28 protein-coding genes and 1 tRNA gene are annotated in these 24,685 nt (G+C 70.3%); 10 read left to right on the forward strand and 19 right to left on the reverse strand.

Annotated features, from left to right (window positions below):
- Window positions 1-64: 64 nt before the first annotated feature.
- The 4 genes from ACFY1E_RS08935 to ACFY1E_RS08950 all read right to left on the reverse strand — a co-directional run bounded on the left by ACFY1E_RS08935 (window position 65) and on the right by ACFY1E_RS08950 (window position 4,594).
- Window positions 65-535, reverse strand: coding sequence for a PPOX class F420-dependent oxidoreductase (locus ACFY1E_RS08935; protein WP_389073106.1), 471 nt, complete (start codon window positions 533-535; stop codon window positions 65-67).
- A 60-nt stretch (window positions 536-595) separates the two neighbouring features.
- Entirely contained in the window at window positions 596-1,417 is an 822-nt protein-coding gene (locus ACFY1E_RS08940; protein WP_389073108.1) for a YceI family protein, read from the reverse strand.
- Window positions 1,418-1,545: 128 nt separating this feature from the next.
- Window positions 1,546-4,080: an MFS transporter gene (locus ACFY1E_RS08945; protein ID WP_389073110.1), complete on the reverse strand. Its 2,535-nt coding sequence runs from the start codon at window positions 4,078-4,080 to the stop codon at window positions 1,546-1,548.
- Between the two features lie 13 nt (window positions 4,081-4,093).
- Window positions 4,094-4,594: a MarR family winged helix-turn-helix transcriptional regulator gene (locus tag ACFY1E_RS08950; protein WP_389073112.1), complete on the reverse strand. Its 501-nt coding sequence runs from the start codon at window positions 4,592-4,594 to the stop codon at window positions 4,094-4,096.
- Between the two features lie 195 nt (window positions 4,595-4,789).
- On the opposite strand from ACFY1E_RS08950, the gene ACFY1E_RS08955 reads away from it, so the two are divergent.
- Window positions 4,790-4,990: a hypothetical protein gene (locus ACFY1E_RS08955; protein ID WP_030938614.1), complete on the forward strand. Its 201-nt coding sequence runs from the start codon at window positions 4,790-4,792 to the stop codon at window positions 4,988-4,990.
- Between the two features lie 9 nt (window positions 4,991-4,999).
- On the opposite strand, the gene ACFY1E_RS08960 is transcribed toward ACFY1E_RS08955, so the two are convergent.
- The 9 genes from ACFY1E_RS08960 to ACFY1E_RS09000 all read right to left on the reverse strand — a co-directional run bounded on the left by ACFY1E_RS08960 (window position 5,000) and on the right by ACFY1E_RS09000 (window position 10,104).
- Window positions 5,000-5,704: a hypothetical protein gene (locus ACFY1E_RS08960; RefSeq protein WP_389073114.1), complete on the reverse strand. Its 705-nt coding sequence runs from the start codon at window positions 5,702-5,704 to the stop codon at window positions 5,000-5,002.
- Between the two features lie 39 nt (window positions 5,705-5,743).
- Window positions 5,744-6,667 (reverse strand): RNA polymerase sigma factor SigF, encoded by a 924-nt coding sequence (locus ACFY1E_RS08965; protein ID WP_389073117.1) that lies wholly within the window; start codon window positions 6,665-6,667, stop codon window positions 5,744-5,746.
- 246 nt (window positions 6,668-6,913) lie between these two features.
- Complete coding sequence (locus ACFY1E_RS08970) at window positions 6,914-7,753, reverse strand: RNA polymerase sigma factor SigF (protein WP_389073119.1); 840 nt, start codon at window positions 7,751-7,753, stop codon at window positions 6,914-6,916.
- Window positions 7,754-7,923: 170 nt separating this feature from the next.
- Complete coding sequence (locus ACFY1E_RS08975; protein WP_389073121.1) at window positions 7,924-8,217, reverse strand: Dabb family protein; 294 nt, start codon at window positions 8,215-8,217, stop codon at window positions 7,924-7,926.
- Window positions 8,218-8,236: 19 nt separating this feature from the next.
- Window positions 8,237-8,413, reverse strand: a complete 177-nt coding sequence (locus tag ACFY1E_RS08980; protein ID WP_232655055.1) for a hypothetical protein — start codon at window positions 8,411-8,413, stop codon at window positions 8,237-8,239.
- An 83-nt stretch (window positions 8,414-8,496) separates the two neighbouring features.
- Window positions 8,497-8,581 (reverse strand) — tRNA-Ser (locus ACFY1E_RS08985).
- Window positions 8,582-8,654: 73 nt separating this feature from the next.
- Window positions 8,655-9,080, reverse strand: a complete 426-nt coding sequence (gene tadA / locus ACFY1E_RS08990; RefSeq protein WP_389073124.1) for a tRNA adenosine(34) deaminase TadA — start codon at window positions 9,078-9,080, stop codon at window positions 8,655-8,657.
- A 59-nt stretch (window positions 9,081-9,139) separates the two neighbouring features.
- A complete protein-coding gene (locus ACFY1E_RS08995) occupies window positions 9,140-9,667 on the reverse strand; it encodes a hypothetical protein (RefSeq protein WP_389073125.1) in 528 nt (175 codons plus the stop codon).
- 242 nt (window positions 9,668-9,909) lie between these two features.
- Window positions 9,910-10,104 (reverse strand): hypothetical protein, encoded by a 195-nt coding sequence (locus tag ACFY1E_RS09000; RefSeq protein ID WP_266957400.1) that lies wholly within the window; start codon window positions 10,102-10,104, stop codon window positions 9,910-9,912.
- A gap of 151 nt (window positions 10,105-10,255) precedes the next feature.
- Between ACFY1E_RS09000 and upp the strand changes: the two genes are divergently transcribed.
- Entirely contained in the window at window positions 10,256-10,891 is a 636-nt protein-coding gene (gene upp / locus ACFY1E_RS09005) for a uracil phosphoribosyltransferase (protein ID WP_351477528.1), read from the forward strand.
- 95 nt (window positions 10,892-10,986) lie between these two features.
- Here the strand turns inward: upp and ACFY1E_RS09010 are convergent, their stop codons facing one another.
- From ACFY1E_RS09010 to ACFY1E_RS09035, 6 genes are all read right to left on the reverse strand, one after another.
- Window positions 10,987-11,625, reverse strand: coding sequence for a LytR C-terminal domain-containing protein (locus ACFY1E_RS09010; RefSeq protein ID WP_389073128.1), 639 nt, complete (start codon window positions 11,623-11,625; stop codon window positions 10,987-10,989).
- Between the two features lie 110 nt (window positions 11,626-11,735).
- Window positions 11,736-12,032 (reverse strand): type II toxin-antitoxin system VapB family antitoxin, encoded by a 297-nt coding sequence (locus ACFY1E_RS09015; RefSeq protein WP_003999914.1) that lies wholly within the window; start codon window positions 12,030-12,032, stop codon window positions 11,736-11,738.
- Window positions 12,033-12,213: 181 nt separating this feature from the next.
- A complete protein-coding gene (locus tag ACFY1E_RS09020) occupies window positions 12,214-12,336 on the reverse strand; it encodes a hypothetical protein (protein ID WP_389073130.1) in 123 nt (40 codons plus the stop codon).
- A 56-nt stretch (window positions 12,337-12,392) separates the two neighbouring features.
- Complete coding sequence (locus tag ACFY1E_RS09025; protein WP_389073133.1) at window positions 12,393-12,707, reverse strand: hypothetical protein; 315 nt, start codon at window positions 12,705-12,707, stop codon at window positions 12,393-12,395.
- A gap of 80 nt (window positions 12,708-12,787) precedes the next feature.
- A complete protein-coding gene (locus tag ACFY1E_RS09030) occupies window positions 12,788-13,453 on the reverse strand; it encodes an HdeD family acid-resistance protein (protein WP_389073135.1) in 666 nt (221 codons plus the stop codon).
- A gap of 60 nt (window positions 13,454-13,513) precedes the next feature.
- Complete coding sequence (locus ACFY1E_RS09035; RefSeq protein ID WP_389073137.1) at window positions 13,514-14,107, reverse strand: HhH-GPD-type base excision DNA repair protein; 594 nt, start codon at window positions 14,105-14,107, stop codon at window positions 13,514-13,516.
- A 143-nt stretch (window positions 14,108-14,250) separates the two neighbouring features.
- On the opposite strand from ACFY1E_RS09035, the gene ACFY1E_RS09040 reads away from it, so the two are divergent.
- The 8 genes from ACFY1E_RS09040 (at window position 14,251) to ACFY1E_RS09075 (ending at window position 24,667) form a co-directional block, all read left to right on the forward strand.
- Window positions 14,251-14,724, forward strand: a complete 474-nt coding sequence (locus tag ACFY1E_RS09040; protein ID WP_389073139.1) for a cupin domain-containing protein — start codon at window positions 14,251-14,253, stop codon at window positions 14,722-14,724.
- Entirely contained in the window at window positions 14,721-15,482 is a 762-nt protein-coding gene (locus tag ACFY1E_RS09045) for an SDR family NAD(P)-dependent oxidoreductase (protein ID WP_389073142.1), read from the forward strand. The genes ACFY1E_RS09040 and ACFY1E_RS09045 overlap by 4 nt, the downstream gene beginning before the upstream one ends.
- Window positions 15,483-16,152: 670 nt before the next feature.
- The gene (locus ACFY1E_RS09050) at window positions 16,153-17,889 is read left to right on the forward strand and encodes a copper resistance CopC/CopD family protein (RefSeq protein ID WP_389073378.1); all 1,737 of its coding nucleotides are present in this window, start codon (window positions 16,153-16,155) and stop codon (window positions 17,887-17,889) included.
- Between the two features lie 251 nt (window positions 17,890-18,140).
- The gene (locus ACFY1E_RS09055) at window positions 18,141-19,451 is read left to right on the forward strand and encodes an ABC transporter substrate-binding protein (protein ID WP_389073144.1); all 1,311 of its coding nucleotides are present in this window, start codon (window positions 18,141-18,143) and stop codon (window positions 19,449-19,451) included.
- The gene (locus tag ACFY1E_RS09060; protein ID WP_389073146.1) at window positions 19,451-20,431 is read left to right on the forward strand and encodes a carbohydrate ABC transporter permease; all 981 of its coding nucleotides are present in this window, start codon (window positions 19,451-19,453) and stop codon (window positions 20,429-20,431) included. Before ACFY1E_RS09055 ends, ACFY1E_RS09060 begins: the two co-directional genes overlap by 1 nt.
- Window positions 20,428-21,318 (forward strand): carbohydrate ABC transporter permease, encoded by an 891-nt coding sequence (locus tag ACFY1E_RS09065; protein WP_389073148.1) that lies wholly within the window; start codon window positions 20,428-20,430, stop codon window positions 21,316-21,318. The genes ACFY1E_RS09060 and ACFY1E_RS09065 overlap by 4 nt, the downstream gene beginning before the upstream one ends.
- A gap of 26 nt (window positions 21,319-21,344) precedes the next feature.
- Complete coding sequence (locus tag ACFY1E_RS09070; RefSeq protein WP_389073150.1) at window positions 21,345-22,658, forward strand: glycoside hydrolase family 36 protein; 1,314 nt, start codon at window positions 21,345-21,347, stop codon at window positions 22,656-22,658.
- Entirely contained in the window at window positions 22,655-24,667 is a 2,013-nt protein-coding gene (locus ACFY1E_RS09075) for a beta-galactosidase (RefSeq protein ID WP_389073152.1), read from the forward strand. Before ACFY1E_RS09070 ends, ACFY1E_RS09075 begins: the two co-directional genes overlap by 4 nt.
- Window positions 24,668-24,685 lie beyond the last annotated feature (18 nt).

Consider the following 24,685-nt stretch of genomic DNA (forward strand, 5'->3'; position numbering starts at 1 on the left):
TGCTTCGCAGGCTTCGGGGCGCCGCGCCGGACTCCGTCCGTCGAGTGACCGAGGCCGCTGGTGGCTAGTCCCCGGACGACAGCCGTGCCGGGAAGCCGCCGGTGGCCACCGGGCCCCACTTCTGCGGTGTGACCCGGATGATCGACTTGCCCTGCTTGACCATGGCCTCCCGGTACTCGTCCCAGTCCGGGTGCTCACCCGCGATGTTCCGGTAGTACTCCACCAGCGGTTCCACGGAGTCCGGCGAGTCGATGACCTCGGCCGTGCCGTCCACCTGGACCCACGGCCCGTTCCAGTCGTCGCTCAGCACGACGAGGCTGACCCGCTCGTCCCGCTTGGCGTTGCGGGTCTTGGCCCGTTCGGGGTAGGTGGAGACGACGATCCGCCCCGAGTCGTCGACCCCGCAGGTCAGCGGCGAGGCCTGCGGGCTGCCGTCGGCCCTGCGCGTCAGCAGGATCGCGCGATGGCGGGGGCGTACGAAGTCCAGCAGTTCGTCGAGGGAGACGCGGGTGTTGGTCGCGATGTTCGGTGCCATGGCGCCAGCCTAGGCCCGTGCGGCCCGACCAGCCTGCCCCTGCCGTGCCTACGCCCACGCTCAGACCTGCGGCAGCGACTCCCCCTGCACCGCCTGGATGTCCAGCTCCACCTTCAGGGTCGTGCCGATCGCGGCGATACCCGCCTGGATCACCTGGTTGTAGTTCATGGCGAAGTCCTCGCGGCGCAGTTCCGTCGTCGCCCGGAACGCGGCGCGCGTCCCGCCCCACGGGTCGGCGCCCGTGCCCAGGTACGCCAGGTCCAGGTCCACCGGCCGTACGACCCCGTGCAGGGTCAGCTCGCCGTGCACGGTCCAGCGGTCGGAGCCCGAGGCCGTGAGACCCGTCGACCGATAGCTGATCTCCGGATGCCTCTCGACGTCCAGGAAGTCCGGCGAGCGCAGATGGTCGTCGCGCATGCCGTTGCCCGTGTCGATGGACGCGGCCCGGATCACCGCCTCGACACGCGACTTCTCCACCTCGTCCGGGGCGATCTCGACGCGCCCGGCGAACTCCGTGAACCGCCCGTGCACGCTGGAGATCCCCAGGTGCTGGGCGACCGCGCCCACCGAGGAGTGCGCCGGGTCGATGGTCCACGGCCCGGGCGGCGGCAGCTCCGTGCCGCCCTGCCGGGCCAGCGTCACCGCGCCCAGCTCGGCCCGCCCGCTCGCCGTGACGAGCGCGCTGGAGGCCACGGGCGCATACCCGACGGCCGTGACGATGACGGTGTACGCGCCCGGAGCGAGCTCGGTGGCGTCCCGTACGGCTCCGTCGGCGTCCGCCTCCGCGCGCAGCACCTGCGTGCCGGTCATGTCGGTCACCGTGACGACCGCGTGCGACACGGCCCATCCGTCCCGCGTACGGATCTTCGCGGTCAGGCCCATCTTGACTCCCGTTTCTGCCTGCAGTGCAACTGCTCGTAAAGCCGGTCGTGAAGAGACCGGCCCGTGGCGCCGGGCGCGCACCTCCGCTCAGAGCGCGCACGCCGTCCGCCACGGGCCGGAGTACCGAACTACTCGCCCGGATGGGCCAGTTCGATGTCGTGGTCGTCGACTCCGCGGCCGTTCACCGTCAGGGCGGTCGCGACCGGCGGGTAGCCCGTGGCGATGACCGTGTAGTCGCCGCCGTTCAGGTCGGTGAAGGCGTAGGCCCCGTCCGCGCCGGTGGTGGCCGTCCCGACCACGTTGCCCGCCGCGTCGACCAGGGTGACCCGGGCGTCGGCCAGCGGACCGTGCGGGGCGCGGACCACGCCCTGCAGCTGGGCGCCCGAGTCGAGGTCGATCTCGATACGGGTGACGCCGGCGCCGCCCACCTCGACGGGCAGGGCGCGCGGCCGGTACCCGGCGGCGTTCACCGCGACGGTCACGGTCCCGGGCACCAGCTCCGCGAGGGAGAACTCGCCCTGCTCACCGGTGGCCGCGGTGGCCAGCAGCTCTCCGCGGACATCGGTCACGATGACCATCGCGTCCTTGACGGGCAGCGTGGTCTCGGCGGCCCGCACCACACCGCTCAGCCCGCTGGTGCCGCTGAGCAGGATGTCGTACGAGAGAGGCTCACCGTTCACCACGACCGTGGACGCCTGCGGCTGGAAACCGTCGGCGGCGGCGATCAGGACGTAACTGCCCACACTCGGCGCCTCGACGGCGTAGGAGCCGTCGGCCTGCGCGACCGACCGGCCCAGCTGCCGTCCGGCCAGCGAGATCAGCGTGACGGCGGCCTGCGGCACCGGCGCGCCCTCGTTGCCGCGGACGAAGCCGCGCACCGGGATCCCGCCGGAACCGGCCGACTCCTCGGGCCGGGCGAGGGTGGCCACGGCGGCCAGCCGCTGCGTGCCGTCGGCGGCGACCTCGGTGTCCGACACGGCCCAGCTCGGGACCTTCTCGGCGGCACCCGCGGCCGGGGCCTCGACGGCGGCCGGAGCGGCCCCCGACTCGGCCGGCGTCTCGTTCGCGGCAGCGGCCTGCGCCAGCGCGCCCTTGGTCTTCAGCGGGACCTCCTTGATGAACAGGGTGATCAGCAACGCGACGGCCGCGAGGGCGCCGGCGATCAGGAAGACATCGGCGATGCCGTGGCCGTAGGCGCTCTCCATGAGGGTGCGCAGCGGCGCCGGGAGCTTGCCCAGGTCCGGGATGCTGTCGGTGGAGGAGCCGGCACCGGCCAGCGCGGCACGGTACTGCGGGTCGAGGGCGGCGATGCCGTCCTTGACGTAGTGCGTGATCCGGTGGGCCATCACCGCACCCAGCGCGGACACGCCGACCGCACCGCCGAGCGAGCGGAAGAAGGTGACCGTGGAGCTGGCGGAGCCGAGGTCGCCCGGGTCGACCTGGTTCTGCGTGCACAGCACCAGGTTCTGCATCATCATGCCGATGCCGAGCCCCAGCAGCGCCATGAAGATCGACATCTTCCAGTACGCCGTGTCGTAGCGGATGGTGCCGAGCAGGCCCAGCCCGGCCGTCACCAGCACACCACCGCTGATCAGCCAGGCCTTCCAGCGGCCGGTGCGGGTGATGAACTGACCGGAGACGGTCGACGACACGAACAGACCGCCGATCATCGGGATCGTCATGACGCCCGACATGGTCGGCGACTTGTCCCGCGCCAGCTGGAAGTACTGGCTGAAGAAGACCGTGCCGGTGAACATCGCGACACCGACGAACAGCGAGGCCAGCGACGCGAGGGTGATGGTGCGGTTGCGGAACAGCCGCAGCGGGATGATCGGCTCGCTCGCCTTGGACTCGACGAGCACGAAGACCAGACCGAGGACGATCGAACCGCCGACCATCGTGTACGTCTGCCAGGACAGCCAGTCGTACTTGTCACCGGCGAAGGTGACCCAGACCAGCAGCAGCGAGACGGCAGCGGCGATGAAGAAGGCGCCGCCCCAGTCGACCTTCACGTCCCGCTTCACGACCGGCAGGTGCAGCGTCTTCTGCAGCACGATCAGCGCGAGGACGGCGAAGGGGACACCGACGTAGAAGCACCAGCGCCAGCCGAGCCAGCTGGTGTCGGTGATGACGCCGCCGAGCAGCGGGCCGCCGACGGTGGCGACGGCGAAGGTGGCGCCGAGGTAGCCGGAGTAGCGGCCGCGCTCGCGCGGGGAGATCATCGCGGCCATGACGATCTGGGCGAGGGCGGACAGGCCGCCGACGCCGATGCCCTGGACGACACGGCAGGCGATCAGCATGCCGGCGTTCTGGGAGAGACCCGCGGCCGCGGACCCCAGGACGTAGATGACCAGGGCTATCTGGACGAGGGCCTTCTTGCTGTACAGGTCGGCGAGCTTGCCCCACAGGGGAGTGGTCGCGGTCATCGCCAGCAGCGAGGCGGTGACGACCCAGGTGTAGGCGGACTGGCCGCCGCCGAGGTCGCTGATGATGCGCGGCAGGGCGTTGGTGACGATCGTCGACGACAGGATCGCCACGAACATGCCGAGCAGCAGACCGGAGATGGCCTCCATGATCTGCCGGTGCGTCATCGGGGCGTGCTCGGCGGAGCCTCCCCCGTGCTTGGCATGAGCCCGCACACCGGCTGGTGTGGTCGTTGCCATGGGCTTCCTTCTCTTAAGTGCTTGCGGGTGTACGGGTGGTCGGTTCGAGTTCGCGTGCGGGGGGCGGGAGCCGGGGCGGCAGGGCGCGGCAGTCGTCGAAGCTGGCCCGCAGGCGTTCCATGAGCCTGCTGAGCTGGGCGACCTCCTCGTCGCTCCAATCGGCGAGCCGCTCGGCCAGCAGCTGGGTGGTCCGCTCGGACAGCGCCTCCAGCTGAGCCAGGCCCGTGGGCGTGAGGTGCAGGATCCGGGACCGCTTGTCCGCCGGGTCGGGGGACCGGTCGATCCAGCCGCGTTCGGCGAGGTGGGCGGCATGGCGGCTGGTGACCGACATGTCCACGGCCAGCAGCTCGGCGAGCCTGCTCATCCGCATGTCGCCGTGGCGTCCGAGCAGGATCAGCACCGCGGCGCTGCCGCTGGAGCAGTCGGACGGCATGATCCGCCCGAGCTCCCGCTTGACCGCGCCGAAGCCGCTGAACTGCCTCAGCAGCTCCTCGTACTGCGCCCGCTCGGCCATCACACCTCCCGCATTCGTTGCTTGGGGCAACCATAGAAGTCGTTGGTTGCTGCAGGCAAATAAAATGGTCCGGATGGCGGATAAAAACTTGGCAAAGGCAAGTATTGCGAGCGTAAATACGCAGGTGAAGGGGGATGTGGCTGAGAACCGCCCCCCACTTGGGCCACAACCGGTGATTCGCTAGGGTCTCGGGCTATGGCTAACCCCCAGGGCCCCCAGGGCAACCACGACCCCGCAGGCAGCACCCAGATGTTCCGCGCGTTCGTCGACGAGGGCCCGCAGGGCCGCCGTCAGCAGCAGGCGCCCGCGTCGGCCGGACCGCGCATCGGCCTGATCGTCGGCATCGTCGTGGCCGTGGCGGTCGTGGCGGCCGTCGCCTGGCTGGCGCTCAAGTAGGGCGTACCGCTACTCCCACCGGACGGTGACGTCCCGCGTCTCGATGTGCATGCCGAGCGGCACGCGCCACGCGTCGACACACACCGTCCAGGTCTTCTCCTTCCGCACCCCGGCCCCGATCGGCACCGGAAGCCCGACGGTCGACCCGACCGTCCCCCAGTCGATGCCGAGCGCCCCGATGATGTGCGTCCCGAAGGTCACACTGCCGGAACGCACCGCGCTGCCGCCGGAGTTGGCGAAGTCCAGCGTGACGTCCTCGCACCAGCGCTTGTCGGTGGCTTTGCGGGCCGGGTCGCTCCAGGTGAGAACGGCGGGCCCGGCGGGTGCCGGGCGGCTGGGGGTTGTCGTCGGTGACGGCGAAGACGTCGTCGTAGGACCGGACTTGGCGCTGTCGCCCGACGGGCTGCCGTCTCCTGTGGGCGCCGCTGCCGGGGTGCTGGGCGAAGTCCCGCTCCCGGGCACGGCGTTGCTTTCGGCCACAGGGGCGGCCCCGCTGTCCCTCCGCGGTGCGTCCAGCGGTACGAACGTCACCCCGCCCGTCGGCGTCAGGGTCGTACCGGACGCCTGAGGTGCACCGCCCACAGGCCCGGTGGCGACGTAACCCTCCGCCCCGCCGCCCCCGCACGAGGCCAGCGCGGCGCCCAGGCAGACGACGGCCGCCGACGCGCCGATCACGGCGCCTCGACGGCCAGGTGTCCATGTCGTCCGAAGCATCGCGCCAGTGTGGCTGACACTCCGTCAGGAAGGAAGGGCTCAGTCGGAGATGAGCCCCTCCCGCAGCTGCGCCAGCGTCCGGGTCAGCAACCGGGAGACGTGCATCTGTGAGATGCCGACCTCCTCGCCGATCTGCGACTGGGTCATGTTGGCGAAGAAGCGGAGCATGATGATCTGCCGCTCCCGGGGCGGGAGCTTGGCCAGCAGGGGCTTGAGGGACTCGCGGTACTCGACGCCCTCCAGGGCGGTGTCCTCGTAGCCGAGCCGGTCCGCGAGGGAGCCCTCGCCGCCGTCGTCCTCGGGCGCCGGGGAGTCCAGCGAGGAGGCGGTGTACGCGTTGCCCACCGCGAGGCCGTCGACCACGTCCTCCTCGGAGACGCCGAGCACGGCGGCGAGTTCGGGCACGGTCGGGGAGCGGTCCAGCTTCTGGGAGAGCTCGTCGCTGGCCTTGGTGAGGGCCAGGCGCAGCTCCTGCAGCCGGCGCGGGACCCGCACCGACCACGAGGTGTCGCGGAAGAACCGCTTGATCTCACCGACGACCGTCGGCATCGCGAAGGTCGGGAACTCCACGCCCCGTTCGCAGTCGAAGCGGTCGATCGCCTTGATCAGGCCGATGGTGCCGACCTGGACGATGTCCTCCATCGGCTCGTTGCGCGAGCGGAAGCGGGCCGCCGCGTAGCGCACCAGCGGGAGGTTGAGCTCGATCAGGGTGTCCCGGACGTACGCGCGCTCGGGGCTGGTCTCGTCGAGTGCGGCGAGCCGCAGGAAAAGGGAGCGGGACAGGGTGCGGGTGTCGATGGCATCCGAGGCCGGGGGGGCCGGGATGTCAGCGGCCGTAAGGGCCGGGGCCGGTGCGGTGTCGACGGCTGCCATCTCGTCGATGGAGCCGGGCACGGCGTCGGCGGGCGCGGACGCGCTCTTCGTGAGCGTGAGCACCTTCGAGCTGCCCTGGTCTGCGGACATGCCACCCCCTCTGGGTCGCGGGACGGTCGTGGCCGAGCCTCCCCTGGCGAGGAGTTCAGCCTTCACCTGAATACCGGAGCCGAAGCCGCGGCAAACGCGCTTGGGGAAGAATGTCACATGTCGGCAACACGCTGTAGTGACATGTCGACATGCGAGACACGAATCGGCCCTGGAAAAAGGGGGTCTGATGCTTTTTCAGCGCAGAACTGTCGGGAACGTCCCTGGTGAGCGATTCGCTCGTGACGGTTACGCCTCGATCCTGTTTGCGGATCGCAGCCGCTGGAAGCTACGCGCGAGTAGCCGTGAGACATGCATCTGGGAGACGCCGAGTTCCGCACTGATCTGCGACTGGGTGAGATTGCTGTAGTACCGAAGAAGAAGGATTCTCTGTTCCCGCTCCGGGAGTTGTACGAGGAGATGGCGGACGAGGTCGCGGTGCTCGACGCCGTCCAGGGCCGGGTCCTCGTAGCCGAGCCGGTCCAGGAGCCCCGGCAGCCCGTCGCCCTCCTGGGCGGCCTCCAGGGAGGTCGCGTGGTACGAGCGGCCGGCCTCGATGCAGGAGAGCACCTCCTCCTCGGTGATGCGCAGCCGTTCGGCGATCTCCGCGGTCGTCGGGGTGCGCCCGAAGGCGGTCGTCAGGTCCTCGGTCGCGCTGTTGACCTGCACCCACAGCTCGTGCAGACGGCGCGGGACATGGACCGTGCGGACGTTGTCCCGGAAGTAGCGCTTGATCTCGCCGACGACGGTCGGCATCGCGAAGGTCGGGAACTGCACCCCGCGGTCCGGGTCGAAGCGGTCGATCGCGTTGATGAGCCCGATGGTGCCGACCTGGATCACGTCCTCCATCGGCTCGTTGCGGGAGCGGAAGCGGGCGGCCGCGTAGCGCACGAGCGGGAGGTTGGCCTCGATGAGCGCCCCGCGCACCCGGTTGTGCTCCGGCGTGCCCGGTCCGAGCTCCTTGAGTTCGCCGAAGAGCACCTGGGTGAGGGCCCGGGTGTCGGCGCCGCGGCTGCGCGGCGGTGCGGGCTCCGGTGGGGCCTCGGGGGCCTCCAGGGGCGGTGCTTGAGGCGCAGTACTGGCCGGCACGGTCAACTCCACCTCACAATCGATCAACGGATTCGGCAAAAGCGGTCATAGCATCACAAGAGATGTGCACTGTGTGCAAGCACCGCATAACGCCGTGTTGAGGGCAAGTTGGGACTCAATACGCATAAAGGCCCTGCGCCTTTCCGGCGCAGGGCCCAGCGGGGTCCGGCTCAGTACTCGTAGTCGGCGATCACCCAGGTGGAGAACTCCTTCCACAGCGTCACGCCCGCCTGGTGCTCCGGGTGCTCGACGTAGCGGCGCAGCGCGGCCGCGTCGTCGAAGCCGGAGTTGATGGCGAAGTCGTACGCGATGGGGCGGTCGCTGATGTTCCAGCCCAGCTCCCAGAAGCGGATCTCGGGGATCTTCCCGTCCAGCGACCGGAAGGCGTCGACGCCCTCCAGGACGCGCGGGTCGTCGCGCTCGACGCCCTCGTCGAGCTTGAACAGGACGAGATGGCGGATCATGTGCGCTCCTAGCTGCGGCCTAGTGGGCGCCGTTGGCGAGCCAGGTGAAGAAGTCGCCTATGGCCTTGGCGGCGTCCGATATGCCCTCGAACCCTATCTGGACGTAGTCGGCAGCCTTGGCCGGGTCCGTGATGATGACGTACAGCGCGAAGACCACGAGCACATAGACGGCGATCTTCTTGGCATTCACCGCCATTGCGGCCTCCCCAGTCACTCTTGCCCCACGACCGCACATGATCGCACGAAGGGCCCCGTCTCTCGACGGGGCCCTTCCCAAAGCGGTAGCGGAGGGATTTGAACCCTCGGTGACTTGCGCCACACTCGCTTTCGAGGCGAGCTCCTTCGGCCGCTCGGACACGCTACCGAGGGAGACCTTACAGCACGCCGGGCAGTGCTCTGAAATCGGTATTCGGGGGTCGGTGTACAGGGGCCGGTCTTCAGCGGGAGCGGAAGAATTCTGTGAGGATCCGGGCGCAGTCCTCGGCGAGTACGCCCTCGATCACCTCGGGGCGGTGGTTGAGCCTGCGGTCGCGTACGACGTCCCAGAGGGAGCCGGCCGCGCCGGCCTTCTCGTCGCGGGCGCCGTAGACGACCCGGTCCACCCGGGACTGCACGAGCGCGCCCGCGCACATCGTGCAGGGCTCCAGCGTGACGACGAGGGTGCAGCCGGACAGCCGCCACTCCCCGAGGTCGGCCGCGGCCCGGCGGATGGCGAGGATCTCGGCGTGCGCCGTCGGATCACCGGTGGCCTCGCGTTCGTTGTGTCCGGCGCCGAGCACGGTCGTACCGTCCGAGGCCAGTACGACGGCGCCCACGGGCACGTCGGTGCCGGCCCGTCCGGCCTCGTCCAGGGCGAGCCGCATCGCGGCCCGCCAGCGGTCGCGTACCGGGTCGGGGGTGCCTCCTTGGGTCGCTGCAGCGGTCAGCGGACGGTCTCCAGGACCTCCGAGGCGCCCAGGGCCTCGGCGATCGTGTTGAGGGCGTCCTCGTCGAGGGAGCGCAGCTCCTTGGCGCTGACGCCGAGGTCGTCGAGGATCTCGGCGTCCCCGACGGGGCTGTGCGGCACGGACTCGGCGGACGGCGTGTCCTCGTCGCCGTCCTCCTCGTCCTCACCGTCCTCGGTGCCGTCGAGGTCGAGGGAGTCCAGGTCGGCGTCGTCGTCGCCGGGCTCCCTTCCGAGCAGTTCGTCGGTGAGCAGGATCTCGCCGTAGCTGCTGCGGGCAGCGGCGGCGGCGTCCGAGACGTAGATACGAGGGTCGTCCTCGCCGTCGACGCGGACGACCCCGAACCAGGTTTCTTCCTGCTCGATCAGGATGAGCACCGTGTCGTCCTCGGTCGAGGCTTCCCGGGCGAGATCGGCCAGATCCGACAGGGTTTCCACATCGTCGAGCTCTGTGTCGCTCGCTTCCCACCCGTCTTCGGTGCGCGCGAGCAGTGCGGCGAAGTACACCGTGACTCTCCCACTGGTCTTAGGCGTGCCGGTTGGAGGTCCCCCCGGCGGGGCTCAGGGCGGGGAGAGCTGTGCTCCGAGCCCCACCCACTCGGAATCGTGGCAGAAACAAGGCGTTCAGGGGACGTCTTCGGCACCCTGTGTCCGCCGTCTTTGATCGGCCACGAGCGGGATCGTACGCGGCGATCGGCGTGTGCACGCAACGGGTTGCCCTCAGGCGCGTCCCGAGTCGGACCCCCGAGCTACCAGCGGAAGGTGCGCATGCGCATGGCGTGGCGCAGCCGCGCGGTCTTCGCCCGCCTGGGCTGCACACGGTCCCGCAGCTCACGGGCTTCGGCGAGGTCACGCAGGAACTGGGCCCTGCGGCGCCGGCGCTCGGCATCGGTCTCGGCCGACGGCGAGTCCTCTCGGGTTTCACGCTCAGGCAGGTCAGGCACAGTCACACCACCCCCCGGTACGTCCTCCCACTTTCCCTCTGATGGGCGGTTTGATGCCAGCTCGGATCCAAGCGGTGAGGGCGAAGCCCTCTCGAGCCGGGCGGTGGTGGGAGACGGGTGGGCGTTACTGAGGCGCGGTTACTGTTAGGGCATGCGTCTCCACGTCGTCGACCACCCCCTGGTCGCCCACAAGCTCACCACGCTGCGCGACCAGCGCACCGACTCCGCGACCTTCCGCCGTCTCGCCGACGAGCTGGTCACCCTGCTCGCCTACGAGGCCACGCGTGACGTGCGCACCGAACAGGTCGACATCACGACGCCGGTCTCGCCGACCACCGGCGTCAAGCTCGCCCGCCCGCGCCCCCTGGTGGTGCCGATCCTGCGGGCCGGGCTCGGCATGCTCGACGGCATGGTCCGGCTGCTGCCGACGGCCGAGGTGGGCTTCCTCGGCATGATCCGCAACGAGGAGACGCTGCAGGCGTCGACCTACGCCTCGCGTATGCCCGAGGACCTCTCCGGGCGTCAGGTGTACGTCCTGGACCCGATGCTGGCCACGGGCGGCACGCTGGTCGCGGCGATCCAGGAGCTGATCAAGCGCGGGGCGGACGATGTGACTGCGGTGGTGCTTCTTGCGGCCCCCGAGGGGGTCGAGCTCATGGAACGTGAGTTGGCGGGGACGCCGGTGACGGTCGTGACGGCGGCCGTCGACGAGCGGCTCAATGAGCACGGGTACATCGTGCCGGGGCTGGGGGATGCGGGGGATCGCCTCTACGGGGCGGCTGAATAGGGTTCGCCGTTTCGCCGTAGGGGGTGCGGATCTCTTGCGGCTGCAGGTCCGTTGTGGCTGGTCGCGCCGTTCCCCGCGCCCCTGACGGGGCGCTCTCAGCAGCGCTTCGTTGAAGACCTCGGGCTCGGCTGGGGATTGGCCAGTGCCGCCAGGGCCTGGTCCGCGGCTGCCTTCGGGGTGAGGTTCTTGAAGGCTGTGCCGAGGATCAGGTCGACGGCGGTGCCCTTGCGGGCGTCGGCACGTTTCTCGGCGCCGGCGAGCTGCGTGGCGAGCACGGGCAGCGAGCTGTTCAGGGCGGACGGGGCGCCGAGCAGTATGCCGGTGCCCTTGACCTTCTTGTCGAACTCCTTGGACGCGTTGCCCACATCGCCGATCTTGAAGCCGCGCTTCTGCAGCTCGTCCGCCGTGTTCTTGGCCAGACCGCTGCGGTCCGTGGCGTTGTAGACGTTGACGGTGATCGTGCCGGGCTTGGGCAGGGCGGCCTTCTTGGTGTCGGCCGACGGGCTCGCCTTGGCCCTGCAGTCCGCCTTGGGGCCGGCCGCCGAGGCCTTCTCGCCGCCGCCGGTGAAGAGGTCGATGAGCTGCAGCGTGCCCCAGCCGACCAGGCCGAGTGCGGCGACGGAGGCCACCAGGGCGACTCCGAGCCTGCCGCGCCGGCGCCTGCGCATCCGTGGGTATTTGTCCCCCGTGATCCGGTACTTACCACCCATGCCCGGGGGAGTCAGCATGCTCATGAGCGCAGCGTAGTGCGCCCGGGCGGCGATGCCTACTAGATGATCATTCGAGGCCGCACAGGTGAACCCGAAAGGGCCAAGCCGTCACCGGCAGGCCTTCGGGCTGTGCGTCAGTCGAGTTCGAGCACGCGCGCGTGCAGCACCTGGCGCTGCTGCAGCGCGGCCCGCACCGCGCGATGGAGGCCGTCCTCGAGATACAGGTCGCCCTGCCACTTGACGACGTGAGCGAACAGGTCGCCGTAGAAGGTCGAGTCCTCGGCCAGGAGGGTCTCCAGGTCGAGCTGTCCCTTGGTGGTGACGAGCTGATCGAGGCGGACCGGGCGCGGCGCGACGTCCGCCCACTGCCGGGTGCTTTCCCGGCCGTGGTCGGGGTACGGCCGGCCGTTTCCGATGCGCTTGAAGATCACACGGAAAGCCTACCGGTCAAGACCTTCCGGGCGCAGCCATGGCGACGCAGTGCGGGGACCGAAAAGAAGTTGCAAATCGGGGCAAAGGATCCGTACGGGTGTTACGCACAGGCTGTGGACGGCGAGCGCCGGCCCGGCGGAGGCGGTGGTTCACGGGGAACATCCGCCTCCGCCGGCGGATTCAGCGGTCCCGTTCCTTCGGGGGCTGTTCGGGTTCCGGCTTCTTCGGGTTCTGCTTCGGCGCGTTGCGTGCGGCTTCGGCGCGCAGCAGGGCGCGCAGGACCGCGTACGGGTCGGTGGGCATGGCTGTGTTCCCTGGTTCCTTGCGTGGTGACTGACTTTTCCGGGGGCCGGGGTCGGTCAGCAGCGCAGGACCACGGAGCGCAGGGCGTGCAGGGCGTGCGGCGGCCGGGGCGAAACGGGGAGGGGGCGGTCCGCCGGGGTGTCGAGGGGCGGGGCCTGGAGCGGGGCGGGGCGCAGGGCCACCACGGTGCGGTGCAGGGCGTCGGCCGGTGGCCGCACGGCCGCGTCCAGGGCGTCGTACTCGACGATCTCCGTGGCGGAGGGCGGTGCCTCATGCGCCTCCACGTGGGCGCCCGGGACCAGCAGGGTGAGCAGCAGGACGAGCGTCCGCAGCCAGGCGTGGCCGCGGGAGAGGCTTCGTACGGTGCTCACGAGAGGTCATTTGCCCATGCTTTGTCCCGCCTTCAGCATGTCGGGGCCGAGAACCGCCCGTTCGGGGGACCCGGTACGGCCTAAAGGGTGCGCGGCAGTTGCCGGGCCCGGCTGCGGATACGGACCGCGGTGACGATCTCGACCACGCCGACCGCGACCAGCCAGATGCCGCCCACCAGGGTGAGGACGGCGACCGATGCGAACGGCGAGTCGATCAGCACGATCCCACCGAGGAAGGTCACGATCCCGAGGAAGATCTGCCAGCCGCGGGCCGGCATGGTGCTGTCGGAGGCGGCGGCCAGGGTCTGGGTGATTCCGCGGATGAGCCAGCCGATGCCGATCCACAGGGCCAGCAGCAGGATCGACCGCATCGGGCCGCGCAGACAGAAGAGGCCCAGCAGGATCGACAGGGAGCCGCTGATGAAGGCGAGGACGCGCAAGGCGGTCGTCCGGTGGGTGCCGAACGCGGCGACCAGCTGGAAGACGCCGCTGATCAGGAGGTAGACGCCGAAGAGGACGCCGACCACGAGCAGGGAGGTGCCCGGCCAGACCAGGACCAGCAGGCCGAGGATCAGGGAGGCGACGCCGGTGAGCAGGACGACCTGCCAGGCGGCGCGGGAGAGGGCGTGCAGGGGGCCTTCGAACGGGGGCTCCGGTTCATGCGGGCCCGTCGTGCGTCCGGCGGCGTGGACCTTGCGGTCGTCGTACTGCGGGCCCGCGGAGGAGCCGCTCGATGGCTCGGTCATGTTCCATGCTTGGACGCACCGCGGGCGGTCCGCCACCTCTGGGAGCCGGTCGGCTGACGGCTATTTCCCGGCGGCCTTCGCGGCCTTCGCGGCCGCCTTCATCTCCTGCTTGTGCGCCCGGACCTTGGCCAGCGACTCGGGTCCCTCGATGTCTGCGACCGAACGGTGGCAGTTCGCCTCGCCGTATCCGCCCGCGGCCTCCCGCCAGCCCTCGGGCCGTACGCCGAGCTGCTTGCCCAGCAGTGCGAGGAAGATCTGCGCCTTCTGCTTGCCGAAGCCGGGCAGCTCCTGGAGGCGCTTGAGCAGCTCACGCCCGTCGGCCACGCCCTTCCAGACGAGCTCGGCGTTGCCGTCGTAGTGCTCGACCAGGTACTGGCACAGCTGCTGGACGCGCTTGGCCATGGAGCCCGGGTAGCGGTGCACGGCGGGCTTCTCGGAGAGCAGCGCGGCGAAGGCGTCCGGATCCATGACGGCGATCTCGTGCGCGTCCAGGTCGTCGGCGCCGAGCCGGTCCGCGATCGTGCGGGGCCCCTTGAACGCCCACTCCATCGGGACCTGCTGGTCCAGCAGCATCCCGACGAGCGCGGCGAGCGGGGAGCGTCCGAGGAGCTCGTCGGCCTTGGGGTCCTGGGCGAGGTGCAGCGTGACGTCCATGCCTCCGATCATGCCGCTTTCCTGCCTCGCGGACGATTCCGGCTTTCGGGACCCGGCCCGCTGCGGCGGCCCGGCCGGTGGCCGTGCTGCCGCGAGAAGTGGGCCCAACTGGCCTTTCCGCGGCGGGCGGTAGCCTTCCCCGAATGACTCCTGAGGACCTCGTCGAGCACTACGGACTGGAACCGATCCCGCGCGAGGGCGGCCTGTTCCGCCAGACCTGGGCGGGCCCCGAGCGCGCCGACGGACGGCCGGAGGGGACCGCGATCGTCGCCCTGCTGACGGCCGACGACCACTCGGCCCTGCACCGCCTGCCCACCGACGAGATCTGGCACTTCTACCTGGGTGATCCGCTGGAGCTGCTGCTCCTCGCACCGGACGGTACGTCCAGGACGGTGGTGCTCGGACCGGACGTACTGGGCGGCCAGCAGCCCCAGACGACCGTGCCGGCCGGCACCTGGATGGGCGGGCGGGTCGTCGCGGGCGGGGCGTGGACGTTCTTCGGGTGCACGATGGCCCCCGGGTTCACCTACGAGGGCTACGAGCACGGGGACGCGGCCGAGCTCACGGCGCGGTATCCGGACGAGGCCGACAGGATTGCGGAACTCTGCCGTCCATGAAACTGCTGGAGGGACAGGTCGCCCTGGTCACGGGTGCGAGCGGCGGTATCGGCCGGGGCATCGCGCTGCGCTTCGCCGAGGAGGGCGCGGCGGTCGCCGTGCATTGTCATACGGCCGTGGAGGCGGCGCGGGCGGTGGTCGCACGGATCGAGGAGCTGGGTCGGCGGGCCGTCGTACTGCAGGGCGACCTGACCGACGAGGACGTGTGCCGGCGGGTGGTCGGCGAGGCGGCCGAGTGGGGCGGCGGGCTGACCGCACTGATCAACAATGCGGGCGTCATGCCGGTCCGGGAACTGCCCGGCATGACGGCGGCCGAGTGGCGGGCCGTCCTGGACGCCAACGTGTCCAGCGTCTTCGCGTGCACGCAGGCCGCCGCGGAGGTCATGCGGGAGCGCGGCGCGGGAGGTTCCGTGACCCACATCGCCTCGATCGAGGCCCGCCGGCCGGCGCCACTGCACGCCCATTACGGCGCCGCCAAGGCCGCCGTCGTGATGCATGCGCGCTCGGCGGCCCTGGAGTACGGCGTGTACGGCATCCGCGTCAACACCGTCTCCCCCGGCCTCATCGACCGCGAGGGCTTGGCGGACTCCTGGCCGGAGGGTGTCCGGCGCTGGCGAACAGCGGCCCCACTCGGCCGCCTCGGCCAACCGGAGGACGTGGGCGACGCCTGCGTGTTCCTGACCTCCCGACTGGCGTCCTGGGTGTCGGGACACGACCTGGTGGTCGACGGAGGGGTGTCGGCGCGGCCGAGTTGGTGAGGTGGGGGTGGCTTGGGTGCGGGGCTGTGGGGCGGGGGAGGGAGGAATCCGGAGGTCGGGGAGTGCCGGGGGCGTGTGTGGTCGCGGCTCGGCGGCTGGTGGTTCCAGGTGGTCGGGACCGACCTGGTGATCGACGGAGGGGTGTCGGCGCGGCCGAGTTGGTGAGGTGGGGGCGGCTTGGGCGCGGGGCTGTGGGGCAGTGCGGGGAGGCGTGCGTGGTCGGGTCTTGGCGGCTGGTGTTCGAGGTGGTCGGGACACGACCTGGTGGTCGACGGAGGGGTGTCGGCGCGGCCGAGTTGGTGAGGTGGGGTGGCTTGGGCGCGGGGCTGTGGGGCGGGGAGTGCGGGGAGGCGTGTGTGGTCGGGTCTTGGTGGCTGGTGGTTCAGGTGGTGGGGCGTGATCTGGTGGTGGCCGGAGGAGAGTGGTCCGGTCGGCGCGGGGAGGCGTGAGGGCTTGCGTGGGGCCCTGGGAAGGCGGTGGCCCCGAGGCCGGGCGCAGCGGCCTCGGCACCCCTCCGTCGACGGGTTCACGGACGGAGCGGTGTCGGTTCGGCGTGGTGAGTGGTCCGCGGTTCGTGTCCGTACCTATGCGGGAGGCGGTCCGGGCCGGGACGGAGGGTGGCGTGGGGTGTGACGGTGAGCGCAGGGGGCGGCCGGGGGTTCGAGGGCTGGTGCTGCTCGGTGCCGTACTGGTCCTGCTCGTCCTCGGGGGTGCGGGGCCCGCGTCGGCGCACGCGGCGCTCAAGTCCTCCGACCCCGAGGACGGTACCGTCCTCAGGGCGGCCCCCCGCACCATCACCCTGACCTTCACCGAGTCCGTCGGTCTGCTGGACGACTCCTTCCGCGTCCTGGACCCCGACAACCGGCGTGTGGACATCGGTGAGGCCCAGCACGCCGGCGGCCGCTCCGACACGGCGAGCGTGTCCCTGCCGAAGAAGCTTGCCGAGGGCACCTATGTCGTGGCCTGGCGGGTCGTCTCGGCGGACAGCCACCCGGTGGGCGGCGCGTTCACCTTCTCGGTCGGCAAAGCCTCCGCGACGGTCGCCACCGTGAACACCGGACCGGTCGAGAACCCGGCGACCGCCAGTCTCTACAACATCGCCCGCTATCTGGCGTACCTGGCGGCGGCGCTGCTGATCGGCACGGCCGCCTTCGTCGTCCTGTGCCGCCCGACGGACCGCGGCCCGCTGCACAAACCCCTGTTCGTGGGCTGGTGGACCCTGCTGGGGAGCACCCTGGCGCTGCTGGTGCTGCGCGCCCCGTACGAGACCGGCACGGGCCCCGCGACCGCCCTCGACGCCGCCGCCTTCACCCGCACCCTCACAGGCCGCCCGGGGCTCGCCCTGCTGGCCCGGCTCGCCCTGCTGCTGGTCGCCGCCGTGTTCGCCCTACGGCTCCGCAAACGCGACGCATGGCCGCGGCCACTGCTCGCCGCCGGTGGTGCCCTCGGCGTGGCCCTCGCGCTCACCTGGGCCGCCTCCGAGCACGCCTCGGCGGGCATCCAGGTGCCGCTGGCGATGGCCTCCGCCGTGCTGCACCTGCTGGCCATGGCGGTCTGGCTGGGCGGCCTCACGGCGCTGCTGATCCTGCTCCACCGCACCGAACTCCCCCCGGCCGTCGTGGCCCGCTTCTCCCGGATCGCCTTCGCCTCCGTGACCGTCCTGGTCGTCACCGGCGTCTACCAGTCCTGGCGGGGCCTCGGCTCCTGGAGCGCGCTCACCGGGACGACGTACGGCCGCCTGCTGATGGTCAAGCTGGCCGCCGTGGTGCTCCTCGTGGCGGCCGCGGGGCTGTCACGGCGCTGGACCGCGCAACTGGTGACGGCGGAGGCCGGGACGGCCGTACGGGAACGGGTCCCGCAGCCCGTGGGCGGGCCTCCCGCGACCGCAGCGGAGGAACCGGCCGCCCCGGCCGCCGGAGGCGCGAGCCGCCGCAATCTGCGCCGCAGCGTGCTCGCCGAGGTTGCCGTCGGGGTCGTGGTGCTGGTGCTCACGACGGTGCTCAGCGGCACGCTGCCGGGCCGCGCGGCCGCCGAGGCGGCCGAGGCACCCGCGACGGCCGGCGGGCTGCCCGCCGCATCGGTCACGACGATCCCGTTCGAGGTCGGCCGCGCCCGCGGCAAGGTGCAGATCACCCTCGACCCCGGCCGCGTCGGCGACAACACCGTGCAGGCGGTCGTCTTCGGACCCGACGGCGGCATCGTCACCGTCCCCGAGCTGCGGCTCTCCCTCAGCCTGCCCGCGCAGAAGATCGGCCCGCTCGACGCCAGGCTGACCGATCAGGGCGGCTACTGGGGGACGAATTCGGTCACCGTGCCCCTCGCCGGAACCTGGACCATGAAGGTCACGGTCCGGACGACCGAGATCGACCAGGTCAGTGTGACGAAGTCGGTCCGGATCGGCGCCTAGCAGGACCTGGCCGCGGAGCGAATCGGGCATTTACTCTCATCTCCGGGCTGGTTCGTTCGATCACTCGCACGGAAATGATCACGAACATGTCGGTCACATTTCCACAAAGGTCCCCGGCGGCTCTTGACGCATGACCGGACATAGGGCTGATATAAGCGCCACGATGTTCGGTCGAGTTGATTTATGGTCGGTTTCGACTTTTTTTCGACGTGGCGTAGTTGTGGCCGAACCCCTGCCTCCAGGAGCCGCACATGGACCTCTCCCCCTCGGGTCTCTCCCTTCCCGCGACCAGCCGTCGCAGCCTGCTGCGCGGTATGGGTGGCGCAGCCCTGCTCGCGGGTGCGGGCATACCCCTGCTGTCCGCGTGCGGCAGCAGCGGGTCCTCCTCGGACCCGAAGACCGTCAGTCTCGGCTCCAACTCCTCCGACGCGGTGCCCAAGAAGGCCTTCGCGGAGATCTACGCCGCCTTCACCAAGAAGTCCGGCATCAAGGTCGACGTGAACACGAAGGACCACAACACCTTCCAGGAGCAGATCAACTCCTACCTCCAGGCCACGCCGGACGACGTGTTCACCTGGTTCGCGGGCTACCGCATGCAGTTCTTCGCGGCGAAGAAGCTCGCGACCCCGATCGACGACGTGTGGCAGAAGATCGGCGGCAACTTCCCCGACGCGATGAAGCAGCTGTCCAAGGGCGAGGACGGCAAGTACTACTTCGTGCCGCTGTACACGTACCCGTGGGCTCTCTTCTACCGCAAGAGCGTCTTCAAGCAGCACGGCTACCAGGTGCCCACCACCTGGGACCAGCTGGTGGCCCTGTGCAAGCAGATGAAGAAGGACGGCCTGGTCCCGATCGCGTTCGGTGACAAGGACGCCTGGCCGGCGATGGGCACCTTCGACCAGATCAACTTCCGGCTCAACGGCTACGACTTCCACAAGTCGCTGATGGCGGGCAAGGAGGCGTGGACGGACCCGAAGGTCAAGGCGGTCTTCGACCACTGGTCCGAGCTGCTGCCCTACCACCAGGACGGCTTCATGGGCCGCACCTGGCAGGACGCCGCCCAGACCCTGGTGTCGAAGAAGGCGGGCATGTACGTCCTCGGTTCCTTCGTGGCCCAGCAGTTCACCAACAAGGCCGACCTCGACGACCTGGACTTCTTCGCCTTCCCGGAGATCAACCCGCAGTTCGGGCAGGACACCGTGGAGGCACCCACCGACGGCTTCATGGTCTCCAAGGCGCCCAAGAACCACGCCGGTGCCGCCAAGTTGATGGAGTTCCTGGGCACGCCGGAGGCGGAGCAGATCTACCTCAAGGCCGACTCCAGCGTGGTGGCCGCCTCCAGCAAGGCCGACACCTCGTCGTACACGCCGCTGCAGAAGAAGGCGTACGACATGATCAGCAACGCCAAGAGCCTCACCCAGTTCATGGACCGTGACTCGCGGCCGGACTTCACCTCCACGGTGATGCAGCCGGGTCTGCAGAAGTTCCTCCAGAACCCCAAGGGCGTCGACAGCCTGCTGTCCTCGATCGAGCGCCAGAAGAAGACGATCTTCGCGTCCTGATGAGCTCCGAAACCACCACGAAGACCCCGGAGGCGGCCGTGCCGTCTCCGGGGCCCGCGCCTGTCCACGACAAGCGGGTCCCGCAGGGCCACAAGCGCCTGCTGACCCGCCGTGACCGCATCACGCTGGCCTTCATGGCCGGCGTGCCCACCGTCCTGCACGTGGCCCTGGTCTGGGTCACCGCGCTGGCCTCCATCGCGCTGGCCTTCACCACCTGGGACGGCATCGGCTTCGACTCGATCAAGTGGGTGGGGCTGGACAACTTCAAGCAGTTGTTCACCGACAACCCGCAGTTCTGGCCGGCCGTCGAGCACAACATCATCTGGTTCGTGGTGCTCATCCTGATCCCGACCCCGATGGGCCTGTTCCTGGCCGTCCAGCTGGACAAGAAGATCCGCTTCTCCCGGGTGTACCAGACGGCGTTCTTCCTGCCCGTCGTCGTGTCGCTCGCGGTGACCGGGTTCGTGTGGCAGCTGGTCTACAACCCCGACACCGGGCTGATCAACAGCCTGATCGGGGCGAACAAGCCGGGCCACTACATCGACTGGATCGGCAACCCGCACCTGAACCTGTGGGCGGTGCTGATCGCCGCGTCCTGGCGGCACACCGGCTACATGATGATCCTCTACCTGGCCGGCCTGAAGGGCGTGGACCCGTCCCTGCGGGAGGCGTCCTCGCTGGACGGCGCCAACGAGTGGCAGACGTTCAAGAACGTCATCTTCCCCACCCTGCGCCCCACCAACACCGTCGTCCTGGTCGTCACGATCATCGAGGCGCTGCGCGCCTTCGACCTGGTCTTCGTGTTCAACAAGGGCGCCCAGGGCACCGAGCTGCTGTCGATCCTGATCACCAACAACATCATCGGTGAGTCCAGCCGGATCGGTTACGGCTCCGCGATTGCCGTCGTCCTGCTGGTGATCTCCCTCGCGGTCATCATCCCGTACCTGATCGCGACCTTCCGGAAGGAGCGGCGCGCATGAGCACCGTCAGCACCGCGGCGCCGCTGAAGCGCACGCCGGTCCGCCCGGCCCGGATCCTGCTGCACACGTTCCTGGTCGTCACCGCGCTGGCCTGGCTGGCCCCGCTGCTGTGGGCCGTCTTCGCGGCCCTGCGGCCGTACTCGGAGACCAGCAATCGCGGCTACGTGTCCTGGCCGCACAAGCTGAGCTTCGAGAACTTCACCAACGCGTTCCAGCAGTCGGACATGCTGCACTACTTCGGCAACACGCTGATCATCGCGGTCCCGGCCGTGCTGATCACGCTGCTGCTGTCGTCGATGGTGGCGTTCTACGTCTCCCGCTTCGACTTCCGGCTGAACATCTTCCTGCTGCTGGTGTTCACCGCGGGCAACCTGCTGCCGCAGCAGGTCATCATCACCCCGCTGTACCGGATGTACCTGCTGATCGACCTGCCCGGCATCACCGTCAGCGGCAAGCTGTACGACTCAGCGCTCGGCCTGGTCCTCATCCACGTGGCGTTCCAGTCCGGGTTCTGCGCCTTCGTGCTCAGCAACTACATGCGGATGCTGCCGCACGAGCTGACCGAGGCCGCCCTGGTCGACGGGGCGTCGGTGTGGCGGATGTACTGGCAGATCGTGCTGCCGCTGTGCAAGCCCGCGATGGCCGCCCTGGCCACCCTGCTCTCGATCTGGATCTACAACGATTTCTTCTGGGCGATCGTGCTGATCTCCACCGGCGAGAACATGCCGATCACCAGCGCGTTGAACAACCTCTCCGGGCAGTACTTCACCGACCCCAACCTGGTCGCCGCGGGCGCCCTGCTCACCGCGATCCCCACCCTGATCGTGTACTTCGTGCTGCAGCGCCAGTTCGTCAGCGGACTGACCCTGGGCGCCAACAAGGGCTGACGCCCTCCCTCTTGAAAGAGACCTCCGTGCAGCACCACTTCACCGCCGTCGCCTCCGTCCCCGTGGACCCGGCCAACGCCCGGGTCCACGAGGAGGGCTGGCAGTCCTGGAGCCCCAGCGGCGCCTACGCCCTCGGCGACAAGCCGTACCGCCCGACCAACGACAACTGGGCGACGGTCTGCTACCGCCCCGGCGTGACCGTCCCCGAGGGCACCTTTCAGGGCGAGGGCCTGCTGGCGCTCGACCCCGGTGACGGCTCCCCGGCCCGTCTGTGGGCGGCCGTTGATCCCACCGGCGAGGTGCCGTCCATCCGTCTGACCGTGACGGACGGCATCGCGGAGGTCACCGCCGACGGCGCGGTGAAGGAGTGGACGGGGGTGAACATCCAGGCGGTGCTGGGCAGTTGGGCCGAGGGCCTCGGCGTCGAGCCGCCGCGCCCGGCGCCGACCGTCTGGTGCTCCTGGTACGAGTACTTCACGAACGTCACCGAGGACGACATCCACGAGAACCTCCGTGCGATGGACACCCTCGACCTGCCGATCGACGTGGTCCAGATCGACGACGGCTACCAGAAGGCCCTCGGCGACTGGCTCACCCTCTCCGGCCGCTTCCGCTCCCGCCAGGGCATCGCGGACGCCATCCGGGCCCGCGGCCGCCGGGCCGGCATCTGGACGGCCCCCTTCCTGGTCGACCCGGCAAGCGACCTGGCCACCGAGCACCCGGACTGGCTGGTCCGCGACACCACCGGCGGCTTCACCCACGCCGGCCACAACTGGGGCCACGACCTGCGCGTCCTGGACACCACCCACCCCGAGGCGGCGGCGTATCTCACCGAGGTCTTCCGCACCCTCCGCAGCGAGGGCTACGACTACTTCAAGGTCGACTTCCTGTACGCGGGCGCGCTGGACGGCGTACGGCACCAGGACGTCGACGCCCTCACCGCGTACCGCGAGGGCATCGAGCTGATCCGTAGGGCGATCGGCCCGGACGCGTACCTGCTCGGCTGCGGCGCCCCGATCCTGCCGTCGACCGGCCTGTTCGACGCGATGCGGGTGAGCCCGGACACGGCCCCGCACCGCCGCCCCGAGGCCGACGACTTCAGCCAACCGGGCCAGGACCCGGCCGAGTTCACCGGCGCCGGACGCCAGTGGCAGCACGGCCGCCTCTGGGTCAACGACCCCGACTGCCTGATGGCCCGCCCGGCCGTGGAGACGCGCGAGCGCTGGGCGGCACATGTGGAGGCGACCGGCGGCCTGATGGCCTCCAGCGACCGCCTGCTGTCTCTGGACGAGTGGGGCGTGGCCACCACCCGCCGGCTGCTCTCGGGAGGCCAGGCATGACCCGCGCCCTGAACGTGCCGGGCATCGCCTACGGCGGCGACTACAACCCCGAGCAGTGGCCCGAGGAGGTCTGGGCCGAGGACATGCGGCTGATGGCCGAGGCCGGGGTCACCATGGTCAGCGTCAACATCTTCTCCTGGGCGCTGCTGGAACCCTCCGAGGGCACCTACGACTTCTCGCGCCTCGACCGCATCCTCGACCTGCTGCACGCCCACGGCATCGCCGCCGACCTGGCGACCCCGACGGCGGCCCCGCCGGCCTGGTTCTTCGTGAAGCACCCGGAAGCGCTGCCGCTGGACAAGGACGGCCGCAGGCTGTCGTACGGCAGCCGCCAGACGTTCTGCCCGTCCAGCCCGGCCTACCGCGAGGCGGCCCTGCGGATCGTCGGCGAACTGGCCCGCCGCTACGCCGACCACCCCGCCGTGGTGATGTGGCACGTCCACAACGAGTACGGCTGCCACAACGCCGAGTGCTACTGCGACACCAGCGCGGAGGCCTTCCGCGAGTGGCTGCAGGACAGGTACGCGAGCCTGGACGCCCTCAACCACGCCTGGGGCACCACCTTCTGGAGCCAGTGGTACTACGACTGGGACCAGATCCTGCCGCCGCGCGCCACCGGCGCGGTCCCCAACCCCACCCACCAGCTGGACTGGCGCCGCTTCTGCAGCGACGCCCTGCTCTCGCTGTACGAGGCAGAGCGTGACGTCCTGCGGGAGGCCGCGCCGGAGACCCCCGCCACCACCAACTTCATGGTGATGTTCAACTTCGACGCCCTGGACTACTGGCGCTGGGCACCCGAGCTGGACATCGTCTCCAACGACCACTACCTCCAGTCCACCGACCCCGAGTCGCAGATCGACATCGCCCTCAGCGGCGACCTGGTCCGCTCGCTCGCGGGCGGCCCCTGGCTGCTGATGGAGCACTCCACGGGCGCGGTGAACTGGCAGCCGGTCAACCGGGCCAAGACGGCGGGGGAGTTGCGCCGCAACGCCCTCGCCCATGTGGCGCGCGGCGCCGACGGCATCGCCTACTTCCAGTGGCGGGCGGCGAAGGCGGGCGCCGAGCAGTGGCACTCGGCGATGCTGCCGCACGCCGGCACCGACAGCCAGATCTGGCGGGACGTGGTGCAACTGGGTGCGGACCTGCGGGCGTTGGCGGAGGTGCGGGGCGCCACCGGCACCGCCGAGGTCGCCGTCGTCTGGGACTGGAGCGCCCGTTGGGCCATGGAACTGCCCTCGCAGCCCAGCGGCGAGCTGCACTTCCAGGACCTGGTCCGCGCCTGGTACGAGCCCCTGTGGCGGTCCGGCGTGGCGGTGGACTTCGTACGCCCGGACGCGGACCTGTCGGCGTACCGCCTGGTCCTGGCCCCTTCGCTGTACCTGATCGACGACGCGGGCGCGGCCAACCTCACCGGGTTCGCCGAGCGCGGCGGCACTCTGGTGGTCGGCTTCCACAGCGGGATGGTCGACGCCAACTGCCATGTGCGGCTCGGCGGTTACCCGGGCGCGTTCCGCGAGGCCCTCGGCATCCGCACGGACGAGCTGTTCCCGCTGCTGCCCGGGCAGACGGTGGCCCTGAGCGACGGCACCACGGGCACGCTCTGGTCGGAGCGGGTACGGCTGGAGGGCGCCGAGGCGGTGACGTCGTACACGGACGGACCGCTCGCCGGGGTGCCGGCGGTGACCCGCAACCCGTACGGCACGGGCGCGGCCTGGTACGTGGCCACCCATCCGGAGCCGGAGGCCCTGTCCGGCCTCCTGGAGCGCATCCGCGCCGAGGCCGGGGTCGAGCCGGTGCGCTCCGCCCCGGCGGGCGTGGAGGTGGCCCTGCGGCGCGGCACCGAGGCCGACTACCTCTTCCTGATCAACCACACGGACCAGGACGCGGAGGTCGCCGTCTCCCCGGGGGCGACCGAGCTGCTGTCCGGGAAGCCGGTGGCCGGCGGGAGGGTGACGGTGGCGGCCGGGGAGGCCGTGGTGGTGCGGGAGCCACAGGTGGGTACCCGGTAGCCGAGTCGCCGGAGCCTC

The organism is Streptomyces sp. NPDC001604, assembly GCF_042893475.1.
Taxonomy (GTDB): Bacteria; Actinomycetota; Actinomycetes; order Streptomycetales; family Streptomycetaceae; genus Streptomyces.